We start from the raw sequence: 18,849 nt of genomic DNA, 5'->3' as shown, positions 1-18,849 counted from the left end.
TAAATAGATGATAATGAAACCGCGTTTGCTGGCGTTAATTTGGTCATTGGTATTGCTGATAATCTTAGGTGTGTTTGGCTATCAAGCCAGCACCAAAGGCGCATTACCGATTGAAACTAATATTCTAGCGCTACTGCCAGATAATCAACAAGATCCGGTCGCTCAACAAGCCTTTGATAATATTGCCAACACCATGAGTGATAAAGTGGTGTTTGTCGTACATCAAACGCAGGGCCAAGATAAAACACTGATTACAGCGGTTGATAATTTTAGCCAAGCCTTAACTGAATTGCCTATGTTTGATTCAGTGACGGCAACGGTGAGTGAAAATCAGCAGCAAGCGTGGGGTCAATACTACTTTCCTGCACGAGCGCAATTGTTAAGTGAGAAACAGAAACAGCAGTTAACCGATAAACCAGAGCAGCAAATACAGCAAGTGTTGCATGCGCTATACAATCCTTTTTCTGGTGTCACTGGCGCTGAGTTAGAAAGTGATCCCTTTTTACTGTTTCGAGATTATTTATCAGGCTTGGTTCAAAGCTCAGGTAATATCCAAATTGAGAATGGTTACTTAACAGCCATGGTGGATCAACAGAAATACATCGTGATCACCGCCGATCTTGCCGGATCATCCTATCAGCTCTCTTTACAGCAGCAATTACCTGATTTACTGACAGTAGAGCAGAAGATAGAAACCCAGTTTGACGTTGATATTCAACATACTGGCGTTATCTTTTATGCAGCTCATGGAACAGAGAGTGCAAAAGGCGAGATCAGTACTATAGGTCTGGGCTCATTAATTGGTATTTTTGTACTGGTTTTGGTGGTCTATCGCAGTACGTTACCATTAGCGTTAGCCCTGTTATCCATTACCACAGGCTTATTCTGTGCCTATGTATTAACCATTAGCTTATTTGGTTCTATTCATTTATTTAGTTTGGTATTTGGTGCCAGTTTAATTGGTGTCTCGATAGATTATGCATTTCACTTCTTAACCGATCGTTTAAATGCCGGAGCTAAGTGGAACTCTGTCGAAGGCATTAAACAGCTTTTACCTGCAATCACACTGGGCTTAATTACCAGTTTAATTGGCTATCTTGGCATGTTGATTGCGCCGTTCCCTGGCTTACAGCAATTATCCCTCTTTTCTGCGATTGGCTTAACCGCCGCTTATTTTACCGTTGTCTGTTGGTATCCGGTATTAGCCAGTAAGCCGAGCAAGCACCATGTTATTCCTGCTCAACGAGCGCTTAGTCAATGGCTATTGGTATGGCAACAACCGCTTATCCGCTTAGTACTGCCATTTAGCCTTTTAATCGCTTCAGTATTTGGAGTAACACAGGCGAAATACGATGATGATATTCGCCAACTTCAAGCACTGCCTCAAGCATTACAGCAGCAAGAAAGAGAGATAAAAGCCATTACCGGTGTTGGCGGATCTCAACAATTATTGTTGGTTAGAGCAAAGACAGAAGAAGCGTTATTACAAAAGTTAGAGCGAGTATCAGATAAGCTTGAGCAGAGTGGTGACTTTGGTGGTTTCCAATCCATCAGCCGTTATGTACCATCACAAAAAACACAGCAAGAGAACTATCAACTCGTTACTGATTTATATGAACAGCAAGCAGATGCTTATCAAAAAGTGATACAGCAAAAGCAAGCACTGTCAGCATTACAACCGTATCAAGCTCTAACGATTGAAGGGTTTTTAGCATCACCAATATCAGAAACCGTAGGCTTTTTGTGGCTTGGTCATATTGATGATGTATTTGCTTCGGTGATAACCTTTAATCAAGAGGTAGACAGTGCAACATTGAGTGAGTTTGCTAAAAATAACGACGCGACCTATCTCAATAAAGCCGAAGAGATTTCCACTTTATTTGCTCAATACCGCCAACGAATTACGGAACTGTTACTAATGGCGTATGCAGCAATTTTTTTACTGCTATTGCCTCGCTATAAAATCAAACAAGCGTTCTTAATTGTACTGCCTCCGTTTATCGCAGGTTGTGCAGGCCTTGCGGTGACAGTATTAACAGGCGTGCCATTAAATCTGTTTAACTTATTAGCGTTAATGCTGATTTTAGGAATAGGGATAGATTACACACTCTTTTTTGCTGAGCAGAACAAGCAAGCAGATAACTCTCATAAAGAAAGTACCTTATTGGCGATTTCCTTATCGGCACTAACGACCATTCTTTCTTTTGGATTATTGGCATTAAGTGAAACCCAAGCGATCCACAGTTTTGGTATCACGGTATTAACAGGTATCATTGTCGCTTGGTTACTTGCACCACTCAGTCAATTAACACCCTCTCATACTCACAGTAAAAGGGATAAATAATGCAGAGTAAGCCGTTAACACTCCGTTATTTTAGTGTCTTTATTTTATCGTTTATCCTTATGGGATGTGCATCAAAACCGATCAAACAGCCTAATCAAGTTGAGGTGGCTCAAGGAACCTTTGTTACGCTACCTCAGCCAGAGCAATATGGTAGTGATTTATCGTTGAGTCAGCTGATCTCGGTTGAGTTTCAAGGTTCTAAACAACAACTTCCTGTTCAATTACAGTTAACTGGTAATGACCTTGTTCTTGCTGGTTTTGCTTCATGGGGCTCTCGTCTATTGAGTTTAGATTATGACGGTCTAACCTTAGAAACCTATGTGATGGCAGGGCTTGCGGATACACTCCCGCCTCCAGAGCAAGTATTATTTAATGTCATGATTACCTTGTGGCCGCTGGATGCGTGGCAGTCATCATTGAATAGTATCAATTGGCAGTTAAGCGAAAATGGAAACCATCGCATACTGCGTGATGAGTCGGGTAATATTATCCTTGATGCTCGTTATGATTCAATCCAAGACAAGCTGAGTGGTGATATCACGCTAAGCAGCCCTCACTTGGGCTATATTATTACCATAAAAACGTTTTCACATTCGCAAGAAGCACAAACTCAAAAGAATAATGGATAAATAAAATGAGCGAATTTCCTGTATATATTCATGCCTGTGGTTCGCATTCCGCATTAGGCAAAGAGATAGCTGATATCCATCAGACTCTTCAAGGCACCAAAGCGCCATCAATGAGAGCAGAAGATGGTTGGCTAAATGATGGAAAATCGACCGTTGTTGGAAAAGCGGAAGGTGAGCTGCCTACCGTTCCATCACGTTTAGCCGCATTTGATACTCGGAATAATCAATTAGTGCTCTCAGCATTACAGCAAATCGAAGATCAAATTCAGCAAGCAAAAGAAAAGTACGGCGCTGATCGTATTGCGGTGGTAGTAGGAACAAGTACTTCTGGGATCTCTGATGGTGAAGTCGCACTTAGCGCAAAGCTAAATTCTGGTGAGTTTTCTGATGGCTATCATTACCATAAGCAAGAGTTGGGTAATCCTGCGGAATTTATTGCAGAGTATTTAGAACTTACAGGCCCAACGTATGCAATTTCGACGGCGTGTTCTTCTAGCGGTCGTGTTTTTTTATCGGCAAAGCGATTATTAAAATCAGGCTTTGTGGATGCGGTTATCGTTGGTGGCACAGATACGTTATGTAAGTTAACGCTAAACGGTTTTAATAGCCTTGAAGCGTTATCAAATACACCTTGTTTACCATTTAGTCCGAATAGAAAAGGAATTAACATCGGTGAAGCAAGTGCGTATATGCTACTGAGCGCAGAACAAAAAGACTCCGATGATCCCATTGCTCTATTAGGCGCAGGTGATAGCTCAGATGCACATCATATCTCAGCCCCTCATCCAGAAGGAAAAGGCGCGATAGAAGCGATGGAAAAAGCCTTAAAAGATGCAGGGCTTAATGTTACGGACATTGGTTATATTAATGCTCACGGTACAGCGACACCATTGAACGATGCAATGGAATCGAAAGCTGCGCATGCTGTTTTTGGTTCTCAAACGCCAATCAGTTCAACCAAGCCATTAACTGGGCATACGTTAGGGGCGGCTGGTATTATTGAGGCTTCAATTTGTTGGCATATACTAAAATTCAATTTAGCATTACCTGCGCAAATCAACGATGGTGAGATTGATCCTGAATTAGCCGAGATTAACTTAGTTCAAAGCCAGAGTTTAGAAAAGAAAGCGATCATCAGTAACTCTTTTGCTTTTGGTGGCAACAATATTAGTTTAATTTTTGGGTATCATTCATGAGCCATATTCCAGATTTAATCGACCTTTTGCCTCATGATATGCCATTAGCTTTAGTTGATGAGTTGATTGATGTACAAGAGTTGTCTATTCACTGCAGAGTGACCATTAGCGAGCAGAATATTTTCTTTAATCATGAAACAAAAACCATTCCTGCGTGGGTTGGTATTGAGTTCATGGCACAAAGTGTTGCAGGGTGGTCTGGTTACCACGCATGGAAAAAAGGCAATAAGTCACCGATAGGCTTTTTGCTTGGCAGCCGAAAATACAAAGCAGAGTGCAGTGAATTTCAACAAGGCGACACACTCGACATTTTTGCAGAGCAAGTACTTGAGAATAATGGCATGGCAGTATTCAGTTGCTATATTGAATCAAATGGTCAGCAAGTAGCTTCGAGCCAGCTTAATGTATTTGTACCAACAGAAGAAAAATTAGAAGAGCTTCTCGCTCCTAAGCAAGATAAGCAGTAGAGGGAACCATGACAAGACAAGTATTAGTGACCGGAGCCAGTAAAGGTATTGGTCGCGCTATCTCAGAGCAGCTAGCAAAAGATGGGTTTTATGTAGTTGTTCACTATATGAGTGATCAAGCAGGCGCAGAACAAACATTGGCGACGATTGAAGAAAACGGCGGTTCAGGCCGTTTAATTCAATTTGATATTAGTAATCGCGCACAGTGTAAAGAGAGATTAGAAAACGATATTGAAACTCATGGTGCGTATTATGGCGTTGTGAGTAATGCGGGTATTACTCGTGATACAGCATTCCCAGCAATGACAGAAGAAGAGTGGGATGGGGTAATTCATACCAATTTAGACAGTTTCTATAATGTACTTCATCCTTGCGTAATGCCTATGGTTCAACTGCGTAAAGGTGGCCGTATTGTGACACTAGCGTCAGTCTCGGGCATTGTAGGTAACCGTGGTCAAACTAACTACAGCGCCGCTAAAGCGGGTGTGATTGGGGCGACTAAATCGTTAGCATTAGAATTAGCGAAACGAAAAATTACCGTAAACTGTGTCGCTCCAGGTTTGATTGATACCGGTATGGTTGATGAACATGTAAAAGAACATGCCTTGCCACAAGTGCCACTGCGTCGTATGGGTGATCCAGAAGAAGTCGCAGGTCTTGTCAGCTACCTAATGTCAGATGTTGCGGGTTATGTGACTCGCCAAGTTATTTCAATCAATGGTGGTTTAGTATGAGTCGTCGTGTAGTTGTTACAGGCATGTCTGGCGTGACAGCCCTAGGCAGTGATTGGAACACCGTAGGCGAAAACCTTCGTAAGTGTGAAAATGCCACTCAATATATGCCAAGCTTTGAGGTTTATGATGGCCTAAATACAAAGCTTGCTGCACCGATTGGTGACTTTACGTTACCAAAGCATTACACCCGTAAGAAGATCCGTTCAATGGGCCGAGTGTCACTACTATCTACAGTTGCTTCTGAGCAGGCACTAGAGCAGAGTGGTTTGATTGGTAATGACGTTTTAACCAATGGACAAACCGGTATTGCTTTTGGTTCATCGACAGGTTCAACAGACGCTGTTGGTGCATTCGGTGTCATGCTGAGTGAGAAAAGTACCAAAGCGATTACAGCAACGACTTACGTAAAAATGATGCCTCACACAGCTGCGGTAAACGTTGGTTTGTTCTTTGGTTTACGTGGTCGTGTTATCCCAACCAGCAGTGCGTGTACGTCAGGTAGCCAAGCGATTGGTTATGCGTATGAAGCCATTAAACATGGTTACCAAACCGCAATGGTTGCTGGTGGTGCTGAAGAGTTATGCCCAACAGAATCTGCGGTATTTGATACTCTGTTTGCAACAAGCTTAAAAAATGATGAACCTAAAACCTCACCAAGCCCATATGATCAAGACCGAGATGGTCTAGTGATTGGCGAAGGGGCAGGTGCATTAGTATTAGAAGAATATGAACACGCCAAAGCTCGTGGTGCAACCATCTATGCTGAGTTAGTTGGCTTTGCGAGTAACTGTGATGCAGCCCACGTAACACAGCCTCAAATGGAAACCATGCAACTATGTATGGAAATGTCATTAAAAGACGCAAACTTGTCGCCAGAGAGCATTGGTTATGTATCGGCTCATGGTACCGCAACTGAACGTGGTGATATTGCAGAGAGTACAGCCACAGAAAACGTATTTGGTTCATCGATGCCAATCAGTTCACTGAAGTCTTACTTTGGCCATACATTAGGGGCTTGTGGTGCAATTGAAGCGTGGTTATCGATAGAGATGATGCGTAACAATTGGTTTAGCCCAACCTTGAACTTGAACAATGTTGATGAGCGTTGTGGCAAGTTGGATTACATCACAGGCGCAGGTCGCGAGATTGATTGCAATTACATCATGAGCAATAACTTTGCTTTTGGTGGCATTAACACATCACTTATTTTTAAGCGTTGGACTGAAGCGTAGTTTTTCTTTTTAAGTGATAAATTTGAAATAACAGATAAGAAAAAACCGGTGAGGGGAATTCACCGGTTTTTTTGTATCTTCAGATTGGTTAGATCGAAGATAGAATAAGTTACACGATCTGATTGATTAGTTTACCCAATCACGCAGTGTGAATGTTAATTCGTGCTCTTGACCTTTAAGGATCAAGTTTTCTTTAGTAAGCGTAATGTCGCTCCATGTAGATAGAGTGCTAGACATAACTTGTTCAGTTGTCATCACATCACCCATACACATTTTCATTGTCATTCCCATTTTTTCAATGCGGAATTGACCTTCTTCATTTAGCTCGCCTTGGCCAAAGAAGTTGTTACAGCCAGCGTTACCATTAGCTGTCATTTTCTCGCCAATCTCAAGACGTGGTGCTTCCATTTTTTCAGGAGTAGCAACGTCTTTACCGTCAACTTGAGTTAACTGCCAGTTGTGGTGTTGAAGCATATCTGCTGAAACTTGAGTGTCAGCCATTAGGTTGTCGCCATTGCTTGCACATGCAGCCATTAATACAGGTAAAGATACAGCCACTAATAATTTTTTCATTTTAACTCCTAACTGGTTTATGAAGTTTTGCTTTTTTTAATATACAGAAGTATAGAAGAGAATAACCCAATATTGTCAGTAAAAAGTAAAAAACACTGTCCAATAACAATTGTCTTATAAATTAGAATGCTAAATGGGAAGAAGATCTTAGTTTTTATATAAGAAGAAAATAGAGGGGCTCTGTGATTCTATACGCTAGATAGATTAAAGCCCCGATACTGGTAATATCAGGGCTTTAAAGGGGTTGTTATTTCAATTGGTAAGAAAGAAATAACATAATGCAAAAGAGTAAAAAAGACTCGAATTAGATGCGGATGAAGTCCATGTGCTCAACTTTAGGCTTAAACGCGTGACGTTGAACGTCTTGCGGCTTAACCTTAACAGTAGCGCCATCGATTACTAGCTCAATTGCTTCGTAAAATTCAGGCTTATCCATTTGGTTGATGATATCACTGTGGATTAGTTCGATTGATACTGGAGCTTCTGTGCCACCGTAAACGATTGCAGGGAATTTACCAGCGTGACGAAGGCGGCGGCTCGCACCCTTACCTTGTTCAGTACGTACTACTGCTTCAAATTTCATAGTCTTTACTCTCAAAATAGTAAAATAAAAAAATGCCATTAAGCTTAGCGACCTAACTTAACAGACTTTTCGTTTCGAAAAACGAGCGCGAATAGTACCATTCGATTATTTATCTAACAACCTATTTTCGTGTGTTTTTGCTAGGTTTTTGTTAATGTGAAAAAACTATCGTAAAATTAAAACGATGAATGCATAAACAATAAAATAACTGCATGGAGGCAAGTATGAAAAAAATAGGGATAGTCGCGTTATTTTCTTTTTCCGTGATAGCTGCGGATCACGCTCAAGAGATAGAGGCTCGACAGGATAATTTTCAACATCTTGATGCGACCGCTGATTTGTTAGATGATGAATTTGATAAAGACGTATTAAATTGGGAGCGTATTATGCCGTTAGCCCAAAGTGCGCATTTAACAGTAGAAGAGCAGAAAACCCTGTTTCCAGAAGGCAGTGCAGACAACAGCCGAGCACGGACTAAAATTTGGGTTCAAAAAGCCGAATTTGAAGGCAAGTTTGATACGTTATCGCAGCAATTTATGTTAATCAGCGAAGCCGCAGTAGAACAAGATGAAGTTGCAGCACGAGCCGCGCTTGATAAAGCGTTCGCTCAGTGCCGCTCGTGTCATATGAATTATCGTTCACTGTGGTAATCGTGTTTTAAAAGCGGATGACTGTTATAAACAGATTACTCTTCAAAGATCTTATCGCGAATAGACCAAAACTTACCTTGTTTACGCGCAATCACAAAACTCGGTGGACGAAAACGGTGTTGGTTATTCGCGATTTTAATTGCGGTTGTTTCTTCAAATGGACGGTGTCTATCAACCAAATGAGGGCGAACAAAGTTATTCAAAAATAATTGCTTTTGTTTTTTAGTCGTCATTTGCCAGACTTCATGCAGCTCAGAATCATCATCACCTAAATAGGTCACTTTGATTTGTGGTTTATCGAACTGATTTTTCCCCGCGGTAAGGGTTAAGTCGATGCAGTTGAGGATCCTAGCATCTTTTAATTTTAGTGCTTCTTTTAGCTTTTTATCGGGATCAACTAAGATCGCATCACATTCATGACAAATACGTGCAGCAATATCATTATCTGCACCGCATTCATTGCAATATTTGGCTCTAAAGCGATAACCGCACTCTTCACGAGTCCCTTCATCATCTTCAAAATAGCCTTGGCAGCGACGTCCAAAGTGCTCAAGTAAAAAGCCATTACTGTCTAATTTACCCCAGAAGTTATTATTAAAACCACAGGCAGGACAGGGAATAGTGATGATCTCACTGTTGCTGTCAGGTTTAGGGTCACCCACTTCAGGTTGGTAGAGATCGTAGCAATTACCCGCGTAATCTAAGATCGTACACTCTGTTTTTCCTTCCGCTAAACGTAATCCACGACCAATGATTTGTTGGTATAAACTGACCGATTCTGTTGGACGTAAAATAGCAATTAAATCAACATGAGGGGCATCAAAGCCCGTGGTTAATACCGAGACATTAACTAAAAATTTGGTTTGTTGTTTTTTGAAGCGTTGAATAATGGCATCACGTTCGACAACTTTAGTATCGCCAATTACCAGCTCAGATTGCTCTGGTGGTAGTAGTGACAATATTTCTTGAGCATGGCGAACCGTGGCAGCAAAGATCATCACACCTTTTCTGTCTTTGGCGTATTCCACTATTTGCTGAACAATTTGTGGGGTGGCGCGTTTGGATTCTTCAATCACCAAATCCAATTCTGATTCTTTGTATTTACCGGTAGAGGCTGGCTTTAATTGCGAGAAGTCATAACTTAATACTGGGGCATCTAAGAGTTTTGCAGGGGTTAAAAAGCCCTCATCCAATAGATATTGAATAGGCAATTCAAAAATACAATCACGGAAAAAACGAGGTGTATCAGTTTTGACTTGGCCGCGAGTGTGATATTGGTAAATCCAACCAATACCTAAACGATAAGGTGTCGCGGTTAAGCCAAGCACCTTAATACCCGCATTTTGGGTTTGTAAGTGCTCAATCACTTTACGGTAACTGGTGTCTTTGTTATCTGGCACGCGATGGCACTCATCAATTACCAATAACGAAAATTGATCTTTAAATGAATCAAGATTACGCACCACAGATTGCACAGAGGCAAACACCACTTTCTTATCGGTTTCTTTACGACCTAATCCGGCAGAGAAAATAGAGGCTTCTTCACCATAGCCTTCGTATTTTTCATGGTTTTGTTCGACAAGCTCTTTAACGTGAGCAAGTACCAACACACGACCTTTTGCTATTCGTGCTAATTCAGCTATCACCAAGCTTTTTCCGGCACCGGTAGGCAGCACTAACACCGCAGGCGTTGTGTGTTTTCGGAAATAATGGATAACGGCTTTAACAGAATCTTGTTGGTAAGGTCGTAATGTATACATGGATATAAACACAGTGGTAAAGACAAGTTCGCATCATATCAGAATATAAAAAATTACTCTCTTTGTTTTCTTGCTAGTATTAAAACAGGTTGTTAATTTAAGGATGAGTACGACAGTGAGATCTCTATGTATTTTGTTATTACTGAGCTCAGTTTTATCTGGTTGCAGTAATTTTAAAAACTTATCCCGTGAGATGAAGACGCTTGATTCATTGACTAATGAGTATACGCTTACCTTGAGTGAACCTGTTTCTGGTTCAGCAGTTGTGATCGAGCAAATTAAAGACATTAATAAGAGTGAGATTGATGGCTACGATGCCATTATTGGTAGCGAGAGCATTAATTTACAAATGTCGAATGACATCCATTATTTATTACTTTTTGAAGATAAGAATAAAGATTTAACACTGCAAGCTGACGAAGCATTTAGCCTTATTAATCTGCACGATTATAAAGAGAAAACGGAAATACTTGTCACCCTAAAAGCTAATGAAAAAACGATCCCTAAAGCATTTGTTGGACGCTCTTTATCGTCATTACTTAACATTGAATTAGATTTAGTAAATATTGGTAAAGTAGTCAATTTAAATGATCCACCGTTCGATAAAGAAAATGCAGAACTAGGCATGTGGCAGCCACTCACTTTTTTGCTTGAAAACAATACTGGGCTCTATTTTTTATCTGAATACGATCCAAAGAAGATCCCAATTTTATTTGTTCATGGGATCAACTCAACGGCGCTAGAGCTCGCGCCGTTAATTGAAAAAGTAGATAAATCCAAATATCAAGTGTGGGTATTTAATTATCCTTCAGGCCTATCGTTGTCTTTAACCTCAAAAGGTCTTGCTAATGTGTTGTATACCGTAGCGAATGAATACAATATCCAACAAATGCACATTGTCGCGCACAGCATGGGTGGCCTCGTAGTTGAAAACTATATACGTCAATGTAATCTTGGAACACTGTGTGATTTCGTTAATAGTATTTCAACCATCTCTTCACCATTTGGTGGCGTTGAGTCAGCAAAACAGGGCGTAGAATACTCACCAGTCGTCATGCCTGTATGGGTGGATTTAAACCCAGATGGTGAGTTTATTAAAGAGCTATTCAAAGATAGAAATAAAGCCAACACTCCTCACTTTTTGTTGTTTGGTTATAACTCGGGTAATTTCATTAATACAGACAGCAATGATGGTGTGATTGATTTATCAAGTCAGTTAAACCGCCAAGCACAGTTACATGCGGAACAGATCCGCGGCTATGATGAAAACCATTTAAGTATTTTAAATAATGACGAGTTATTTGATGATTTATCGAATTTTTGGATAGAGACAGAGCGTGAGTGATGAGTCTGATATACTCTCTTTTTATAGAGACATCGTCATCAATTTCAGACCTTTCAGGGTTAGTTATTCAATATTAAAAAAGGAAGTTTAATAAATGTCTGTGCTTAAACGCATTAATATCACCTTATTTTTCGTCGCTATTCTTTCAGGGTGTGGATCGCTTCCTGATGAGGTTCAGCATCCTAATGAGCCCATCGTTACTTCATTACCAAGTGCATTAACGGAGTTGAGTAAGGTATATCAGCCTAAACCAGCGACAAAAGAAACCAGTGCAGTTTTATTACAAGATAAGGGTTGGGATGCATTAGCACAGCGCCTGGCATTAATAGAGACAGCAGAGCACAGCATTGATATTCAATATTATATTTGGAACTCAGATGCATCAGGTCATTACCTTGCAAGCCGTTTACTTGCAGCGGCTGATCGCGGTGTAAAAGTTCGCGTTATGCTCGATGACATCAACTTAAACGAGCGTGAAGATCTCTTGATTGCGCTTAACTCACATCCTCAAGTCGATATCCGCATATTCAACCCTATTCCAACTCGTCGTGGAGTAACAAAATGGGTGAACTTCTTAGGGGATTTCTCTCGTCTAAATCGTCGTATGCACAATAAATCGTTTACCGTTGATGGGGCTTTCTCTGTGGTGGGTGGGCGTAATATTGGTGATGAATATTTTGATTTGTCTGAAGAGATTAATTTTCGTGATCGCGATGTATTGGTGATGGGCTCAGTGGTCGGTGATATTCAAACCAGTTTTGCAGAATATTGGGACAGTACTTGGTCTTATCCTGTTGATTTATTGGGTAAGGCAACATCACCAGATCAACCCGTATTGGATGAGATAGCCGCGCCAATTTACACAAATTATCCTGCTTTACCGGAAGGCAATAAAACCGCCTATCAGTTCTTAGAAGAGTTAACAGCAAAGATGACTTGGGTGAATGCGCATTTTGTGTCTGACCGACCTGTTCCTTTAGATAAAGATAACACCAGTGAACCAAAAGCAACGGCGAAAGCGCTCGCGAAATTAGCCAGTGAATCAGATAAAGAAATCTTATTAGAATCGGCGTATTTAATTTTTGATGATGCCCAATTAGAAGGGTGGCAAGAATTGGTTAGTAAGGGCGTTGAGATAAAAGCGCTAACTAACTCAATGGCATCGAACGATTTAACCACCAATCATTCAGGTTATGCAGGCCGCCGTAAAGATATGCTTGAACATGGTATTCAGCTATATGAATTAAAACCAGAAGCTGGGTTATGTGAAGAATCGACCCGTGACATTACCAAATGTGCGCCAATATTACCTTATGGACTTCACGCCAAGTCTGCTGTTTTTGATGATCGTATCGCGAGTATCGGCTCTTTTAACTTCAATTTACGCTCAACTTACCTGAATACAGAATCCATTCTTGTCATTGAAGATCAACAAATAGCAGAAAGCCTTGCTAGCGATATAGAACACGCAATGGGTGATGAAAACAGTTGGCATTTGAAATTGCAAGAAGGCGAGGTTCGTTGGTATTCAGGCGATAAAAGCTGGGAAAAAGAACCAGAAACTGGTCGATGGGAGCGTTTTGAATCTCAGTTTTTGCAGCTGCTGCCAATAGAAAAGTATCTATGATGCGAATAATCTTAATGTACTACGTTGTGATTTAGCACTTACTACAGATTAAGCTATAGCAGGCTTATTAAACATTTTATTGCTTACATAGAAAAAGGATTGGTATCTCTACCAATCCTTTTTTAATGCAATTTTACGGAGAATGATTACTCGTAATCAGTCGCGTATGTATCTTCGTATGAGTGAGAGTAGAACTCGAATAGGTTGCCAAATGGGTCTTCTAGGTAAACCATTTGTGCTTGTTTTAATTCGTCTTCTGGGTGGTAACGCATGATGTCCATACGAACCTTGCCACCATATTCTTCAACACGCTTGATTGCAGTATCAAACTGCTCTTTTGGCACTTGTAGACAGAAGTGGAAGATGCCTAGACGAGAAAAGTCTACATCATGACGCTCTTGGCGCTCTTTCATTTCGAACAGCTCAATACCGATACCATCAGACGTTACTAGGTGCGCAATATTGAAGCCTTTAAAGCCTTCACCAAATACGGCGATACACATACGACCAATCGCCGATTCGCGCTCTTCGATTACTTTCGTGTTGTTCATTACGATTCTAAGACCTAAAGCCTGAGTGTAGAACTCAACAGCTTTGTCCATGTCACCAACCATGATACCAACGTGATTCATTTTCATAATGTACTCCAAATAAGTTTTAATAATTCGTTATGCTGTTTCGATGTAAGAGAGTATAGGCAAGGATGTGGATTACGTGAAATTATCAAATTTTATTGAAATAATAATATTTTGTTATTGAAATAAGGAAAGGTAATAATAATTTTTATGGTTAACTTTTGATTTAAGAATTCATCGCTTACTTAGCGATTAAACAATACCGTCTTTTTATAAAGCTTAAGAGGTTCCTATTTTTTAAACGCTTGCCAACGTTATTCTTCTAATATAATATTTCGCCATAATTACCGACCGGATAGTCGGTTTGTGAATTGAAGGGGTATTGTCATGGACAAAAAACAACAAACAATAAAAGCAGCAATTGAGCTGTTTGCAGTGCAAGGTTATGAGAAAACCTCTATTGCACAGATTTGTGAATCTGCAAACGTATCAAAAGGTTTAGTATTTCATCACTTTAAAAATAAAGAGGATTTACTGAAAGCCGTTTTTGTTCGTATGGCAGAGATCATTAGTAACGTTAGTGAAAATGCGAACTTGCTTAATGAAGAGGCGTCGGTAAAAGAGAAGTTTATTACTCTGTTAGAACACATCTTTTTATCAATGACAAACCCAGAGCAAAAATTATTTTATCAGTTTGACTATCAGGTGAAATGTCAGCCATCAATGAGGTTGATTCTGAAAGATTTATTAGACGAGCGTTATAAATTAATGATGGCATCTTTTGATGGAATTTTGTGCGATATACCTAACGCTAATCACTTTGTTGATAGTCATATGCTCATTGCAGAAATAGACGGTATTGCACTTAACTATTTGTTCTCAGATGAAGACTACCCACTACTGCAAATTAAAGAACGCTTTATCAAAAAATATCAGTTATTACTCGATTTATAACTGTTTTTAGAAAATTAACTATTGGCCGTGGTGTTTCTGGTTAACGAATAATAGTAGCAATACTCTATCTTAATAAAGATACAATTAAGGATTTATAAAAATGAAAACCCCTTACCAAATTCAATACGACACTTTCGCAGCAGCAGGTGGTATTTATGATGAAAGACACGCAAAACTGTATGCTGAATTTGCAGATAACCTAATTGCAGACGGTAGCTTCTCTATCGTTTATGAAGGCGTCGCACATGCGTGTTATACACCTATTACTATAGATGCGGCACCACATTTAAAATGTTATGTAGTGGCTCCTTTAGCCGTATTACCAGGTTACCAACGTCAAGGCTACGCAACGAGATTAATGGAAGAGGCTGAAAAGCAGTTAGCACCAGATGTAGTGTTTATTATGGGTGAAATCCATCATTACGCGAAACGTTACAATACACCTCATAAAGTAGGACTTCCTGTGGAATCGTTAGCACCATTAGAGAATTGGTTTGCGTTAGCGTTGACTGAAGGTGCATTAGACGGTGTAGGTGAGTCGACATCAAGTATTACTGGTCCTTATTCTGAACCACAAATATGGAGTCATCCTTCCGAGCAAGTATAATTAATTGGGATGCTAAGCGTTCCAATTTTTCATTTATCTTAATATCCCTAATCTAATCACATTTTGATTTGAATAGGGTATCGATAGTATCATGGGATATTCTTTAAGATGAGCGCATTAACGCTCATCTTAGTCGAGATATAAACCTTATAAACCTTATTAAGCTTGCTCAAGCAGTGATGGATTATCAAACATCGCTTGTAATGTCTGTATGAATTGCCCTACGTGTAAACCATCCATTAAACCATGATGCACTTCAACAGACAGTGGCATACGCCATTGATCACCGTGTTGAACCAGTTTCCCAAATGCCATTTTTGGCACACTGTCAGGGAAGTTAACGTCTCTAGCATGAGTCATACTAGTGAAATCGACCCATGGTAATACGGTTAAATGAATCGTATTCTGCTTCATTTCTTGGCCAATGAACTGCTCTACGATAAAAGGCGTGTTCTTAATTCGGGTCTCGGCTTTCGTTGCGCTTATTGTAAAGTCAGCAAACGTAGGCTCATGGTCTAAATCGCAAAAACGCACCGTATCATCATCGGCGAGTAGTGCCACACTGACACACATAGGCGAGTAAATACGTACTTCTTCACCCATAAGACGATAGCTCATCGGTTCACATTTATTTAGCGCTTGTTGAGTTAGGTAAAGATAAGCATGGAAGAAACGGTGATTGTGCTGCTTACAATATTGGTGCAGGGCCGTTACGTCGATATTAGAGCAGATGTTATACCAAGGGTGACTAAAACCTTGATAAAACTTCAAGTGTTGAGCTCGTGCCCATTGACTGACATCTAGCACTTTATACGCCATTTGATTTCCCTATAGAGTTCACTGATTTTCGTTGGGCTGATTCTATATACCTAATCGACTTTAAGATATATTTGAATGTAGAAAAGCACCGAGAAACGGTACAATGCCTAAGTTGCGAGATCGCAGCATAGAGACTCATTCACATAAAACAGTAAAGTAGCCCTATATGTCTAAAGATTTTAGTGTCACCACAGAATACACTCTCGACAAGACTTTCTTTGCCGAGTGTTATGATCAAACTAGTCACCCTGTTAAATTTCCAAAAGCCTATTTAAAAGGAATTCTTTTTCTTCTTTTTGGTGTGGTTTTATTAAGACTTGAACTATTACCTAATGGATATGTTGGTTGGTTCTTTATTGTTTTGAGTATTATTGAGGGGCTTAGTATCTACTTTAAGAGAACGTGGTGGTTATGGCGACAAAAAATCAGCTCGCTCTCTGGCACTAAAGTGGTGTTTCAGGCTGACGCTAAAGGAGTGAGTTATAAAAGCGCTAAAATCACTCGTAGCATCTCATGGGGTGAAATTGATCAACTTGAACAAAGCGATTTAGGGTTTATCTTGCATATGGGTAAACAGCGCCAATATGTCAGTAAATCTTGCTTAAATGAGAAAGAGATCGCCTTCATTGCAGAGCAGCACGCAATAGCAAAAGCAAAGTAATACCAACTCCCCCGAACAACATAATGTGACCTACTCAAATGGTGCGACACTGTCGCACTATTTCGATTTACAACAAAAATTGACTCAGCCTAAACCAGACCTCCTAATATTCAGCCGTATTCAAACTGAACTACTCAGCAAACATATCTCACTATTTTTCAATAATATGCACTTGTGATGCGAATAACACCTCTAATCGAATCATGTTTTGATGTGAATAGGTGGGTTAATCGCATCATTAAATGATTTGAATATCGTAATGACTATATATTTTCTTTCTGAATGCGATTTTGATGACATAATTAAGATTATGAAGTTGTAAAAGGTAGACAAGTCAATATACACTCACCATTTATAGGTGTTAATATCAATAGGTTTTAGTTGCTTGGTTAAGTTAAAATAGAGGCTTAAAGACTCATTTATTTCTTGTACCGCAGATTAACTATGAAGGGTGAGCTTTGGGGACAAAAGAACAATCTCAGTTATATGTACTTTCATTGTATTTTCTTTTTTTGATGATTGCCGTTTTGACATTTCGAGTTGAAGCATTCACAAGTTTATACGAATGGAATTTAGATAAGTTTAAAATCGAAGACTTACTTTTTGTATTTTCACTCACTTTGATGTTATATGTGAATATTTACGCAGACAATTTGAACGATATCTTTCTGGTGGCGTTGGCGATACTTTAACTGTCATTGAGTGTAAAGGTGAGGATTATGAAAATCTAACTTTTTTAGCTACGTATATCATTCCGTTTTCAGGTATGAGTTTTGATACTATTAACAAAGTGATTGCCTATGTCTTATTACTGGTTGTAATCGGAGTGATATTTGTTAAAACTGAAAAATACTATGCAAATCCTACACTTGCTATATTTGGTTATCGATTATACAAAGCTGATCTTTCGGATTGTAATTCTTTTTATTCATCAATTATGGTTATTTCGAAGAGTGAACTCAATGCAGGTTCAAATGTACATTATAAGTTTCTTTCAGATTCCGTCTGTTTTGTTAGAGAGATAAAAAATGAATAAAACTAAGATTAAAAGTGATATTAAAGATGTTGTTACTAATTGCACAGGAATTAAAGTTTTTTTCTTGGATAAGTTTAATAACGTACTTGATTCAGATATCGATAATACGGCTTTACAAGATTACAAAACAAGATATGTCAATTTTTTACTTAAAACTTATATTGAGAACATAGCATTCGACTGTATTCCTCTTTCTCAGAATGATGGGCGTTCACATGCTTTATATTATTATGACTTTAGCGATAGAATAGTTGAATTAGATGCAATTGATACTGCGCATACTCTTCCTGCAAATAGAAAGATTGATATATACCCAATAAAGCACAAAGGGCTTCAAGATGTGCATGCTGTAGTTGTTCGCCTAAAAAGTGATAAAGGTGAATCAATGAGCTTCTATAATTTGGTGAGAGCGGTAAACCTGTTTAAACATGAATCTAAATTTATGGTTACTTTTAGTAACAACCGGATTATTCCTGTTAGTGAAGATGTAATTAGATTGAATACTGATTTTATTTTTGCACGTGTTAAAGATTATTATTTGATTAAAGAGCCTAGTAAATTTGAAAGGGACTTTGCGTTTGATAAAATTATTAGAGCTAAAGCTAAAGATTTTATATCAGACCTTAGGGCTATGTCGTTAGTAGATTGTTCTGTTAAGTTCGAAAGTAAACTTGATAACGATACGTCTTTTGCGCGCAAGTTTGTAAAGGTATTTAAAGGCTCAGCTGTTGTGGAAAGTAACCTGACAAATCAGCAGTTGATAGACTTTGCAATAAATCATCCAGTATTTAAAGAAAAGCTTAAATTAAATGCGACTGGAGATAAATTCGATCTTAATAGTCTAGCTAGGTGTGATAATTTTTTAAAATTGCTAGATGAGGAGTTTCTTGTGTCAGAGCTAACGAAACAGAATTATCACGCTAAAGTAAAAGATAGAGTGTAAAATCTCAAATTTGTTGTGATTTTATCTTTAATAGAACTTAATAATTTTACGTTATTATATTTTAACAAAAGGGATCCAGCCTAAACCAGATCCCTCAACATCAGCCGCATTTCT

Annotated in this window: 19 protein-coding genes; 14 read left to right on the top strand and 5 right to left on the bottom strand. The window is 39.2% G+C overall.

Translation table 11 applies throughout. The features are described from left to right. Positions 1 to 7: 7 nt before the first annotated feature. The 6 genes from ED622_RS15585 to ED622_RS15560 are packed head-to-tail and all read left to right on the top strand — an operon-like array spanning position 8 to position 6,602. Positions 8 to 2,344 carry an MMPL family transporter gene (locus ED622_RS15585; protein ID WP_122035594.1) on the top strand — a complete coding sequence of 779 codons (2,337 nt, stop codon included), beginning with the start codon at positions 8 to 10 and terminating at the stop codon, positions 2,342 to 2,344. Beyond that, the gene (locus tag ED622_RS15580) at positions 2,344 to 2,973 is read left to right on the top strand and encodes a DUF3261 domain-containing protein (protein ID WP_122035592.1); all 630 of its coding nucleotides are present in this window, start codon (positions 2,344 to 2,346) and stop codon (positions 2,971 to 2,973) included. Before ED622_RS15585 ends, ED622_RS15580 begins: the two co-directional genes overlap by 1 nt. A 5-nt stretch (positions 2,974 to 2,978) precedes the next feature. After that, on the top strand, positions 2,979 to 4,169 hold the full coding sequence (locus ED622_RS15575; protein WP_122035590.1) for a beta-ketoacyl-[acyl-carrier-protein] synthase family protein: 1,191 nt from the start codon (positions 2,979 to 2,981) through the stop codon (positions 4,167 to 4,169). Then, positions 4,166 to 4,636, top strand: a complete 471-nt coding sequence (locus ED622_RS15570; protein WP_122035588.1) for a hotdog family protein — start codon at positions 4,166 to 4,168, stop codon at positions 4,634 to 4,636. The genes ED622_RS15575 and ED622_RS15570 overlap by 4 nt, the downstream gene beginning before the upstream one ends. A gap of 8 nt (positions 4,637 to 4,644) precedes the next feature. Then, the gene (locus ED622_RS15565; protein ID WP_122035585.1) at positions 4,645 to 5,370 is read left to right on the top strand and encodes a 3-ketoacyl-ACP reductase FabG2; all 726 of its coding nucleotides are present in this window, start codon (positions 4,645 to 4,647) and stop codon (positions 5,368 to 5,370) included. Beyond that, positions 5,367 to 6,602 carry a beta-ketoacyl-ACP synthase gene (locus tag ED622_RS15560; protein WP_122035583.1) on the top strand — a complete coding sequence of 412 codons (1,236 nt, stop codon included), beginning with the start codon at positions 5,367 to 5,369 and terminating at the stop codon, positions 6,600 to 6,602. The genes ED622_RS15565 and ED622_RS15560 overlap by 4 nt, the downstream gene beginning before the upstream one ends. Positions 6,603 to 6,728: 126 nt before the next feature. Here ED622_RS15560 and ED622_RS15555 read toward each other — a convergent pair whose 3' ends face one another. Together ED622_RS15555 and rplY are read right to left on the bottom strand one after the other, a co-directional pair. Further along, positions 6,729 to 7,175: an META domain-containing protein gene (locus ED622_RS15555; RefSeq protein WP_122035581.1), complete on the bottom strand. Its 447-nt coding sequence runs from the start codon at positions 7,173 to 7,175 to the stop codon at positions 6,729 to 6,731. 304 nt (positions 7,176 to 7,479) lie between these two features. Next, the gene (rplY, locus tag ED622_RS15550; protein ID WP_060990479.1) at positions 7,480 to 7,758 is read right to left on the bottom strand and encodes a 50S ribosomal protein L25; all 279 of its coding nucleotides are present in this window, start codon (positions 7,756 to 7,758) and stop codon (positions 7,480 to 7,482) included. 224 nt (positions 7,759 to 7,982) lie between these two features. Between rplY and ED622_RS15545 the strand changes: the two genes are divergently transcribed. After that, entirely contained in the window at positions 7,983 to 8,408 is a 426-nt protein-coding gene (locus tag ED622_RS15545) for a cytochrome c (RefSeq protein WP_254052646.1), read from the top strand. Positions 8,409 to 8,443: 35 nt separating this feature from the next. Here the strand turns inward: ED622_RS15545 and ED622_RS15540 are convergent, their stop codons facing one another. Beyond that, a complete protein-coding gene (locus tag ED622_RS15540) occupies positions 8,444 to 10,168 on the bottom strand; it encodes a DEAD/DEAH box helicase (protein ID WP_122035577.1) in 1,725 nt (574 codons plus the stop codon). A gap of 193 nt (positions 10,169 to 10,361) precedes the next feature. On the opposite strand from ED622_RS15540, the gene ED622_RS15535 reads away from it, so the two are divergent. Both ED622_RS15535 and ED622_RS15530 read left to right on the top strand, forming a co-directional pair. Further along, positions 10,362 to 11,513, top strand: coding sequence for an alpha/beta fold hydrolase (locus tag ED622_RS15535; RefSeq protein ID WP_254052645.1), 1,152 nt, complete (start codon positions 10,362 to 10,364; stop codon positions 11,511 to 11,513). 94 nt (positions 11,514 to 11,607) lie between these two features. Further along, positions 11,608 to 13,140, top strand: a complete 1,533-nt coding sequence (locus ED622_RS15530) for a phospholipase D family protein (protein WP_122035572.1) — start codon at positions 11,608 to 11,610, stop codon at positions 13,138 to 13,140. A 146-nt stretch (positions 13,141 to 13,286) separates the two neighbouring features. Here ED622_RS15530 and ED622_RS15525 read toward each other — a convergent pair whose 3' ends face one another. After that, the gene (locus ED622_RS15525) at positions 13,287 to 13,778 is read right to left on the bottom strand and encodes a VOC family protein (protein ID WP_122035569.1); all 492 of its coding nucleotides are present in this window, start codon (positions 13,776 to 13,778) and stop codon (positions 13,287 to 13,289) included. A gap of 324 nt (positions 13,779 to 14,102) precedes the next feature. Here ED622_RS15525 and ED622_RS15520 point away from each other — a divergent pair, with 324 nt between their 5' ends. Next, positions 14,103 to 14,669 (top strand): TetR/AcrR family transcriptional regulator, encoded by a 567-nt coding sequence (locus tag ED622_RS15520; protein WP_122035567.1) that lies wholly within the window; start codon positions 14,103 to 14,105, stop codon positions 14,667 to 14,669. 100 nt (positions 14,670 to 14,769) lie between these two features. Then, a complete protein-coding gene (locus ED622_RS15515; RefSeq protein ID WP_122035565.1) occupies positions 14,770 to 15,276 on the top strand; it encodes a GNAT family N-acetyltransferase in 507 nt (168 codons plus the stop codon). A 159-nt stretch (positions 15,277 to 15,435) separates the two neighbouring features. On the opposite strand, the gene ED622_RS15510 is transcribed toward ED622_RS15515, so the two are convergent. After that, a complete protein-coding gene (locus ED622_RS15510) occupies positions 15,436 to 16,095 on the bottom strand; it encodes a CatA-like O-acetyltransferase (protein ID WP_122035563.1) in 660 nt (219 codons plus the stop codon). Positions 16,096 to 16,261: 166 nt separating this feature from the next. Between ED622_RS15510 and ED622_RS15505 the strand changes: the two genes are divergently transcribed. The 3 genes from ED622_RS15505 (at position 16,262) to kwaB (ending at position 18,735) form a co-directional block, all read left to right on the top strand. Then, positions 16,262 to 16,756, top strand: coding sequence for a YcxB family protein (locus ED622_RS15505; RefSeq protein ID WP_122035561.1), 495 nt, complete (start codon positions 16,262 to 16,264; stop codon positions 16,754 to 16,756). Positions 16,757 to 17,363: 607 nt separating this feature from the next. Next, positions 17,364 to 17,792 carry an anti-phage protein KwaA gene (gene kwaA, locus ED622_RS20175; protein ID WP_371413444.1) on the top strand — a complete coding sequence of 143 codons (429 nt, stop codon included), beginning with the start codon at positions 17,364 to 17,366 and terminating at the stop codon, positions 17,790 to 17,792. After that, a complete protein-coding gene (gene kwaB / locus ED622_RS15500; RefSeq protein WP_122035559.1) occupies positions 17,785 to 18,735 on the top strand; it encodes an anti-phage protein KwaB in 951 nt (316 codons plus the stop codon). The genes kwaA and kwaB overlap by 8 nt, the downstream gene beginning before the upstream one ends. The last annotated feature ends 114 nt before the right edge of the window (positions 18,736 to 18,849 follow it).

The sequence above is a fragment of the Aliivibrio sp. EL58 genome (assembly GCF_900312675.1).
Classification (GTDB): Bacteria; Pseudomonadota; Gammaproteobacteria; order Enterobacterales; family Vibrionaceae; genus Aliivibrio.
The sequence above is the reverse complement of the archived record's forward strand: the minus strand, read 5'-3'. Positions and strand labels throughout refer to the sequence as shown.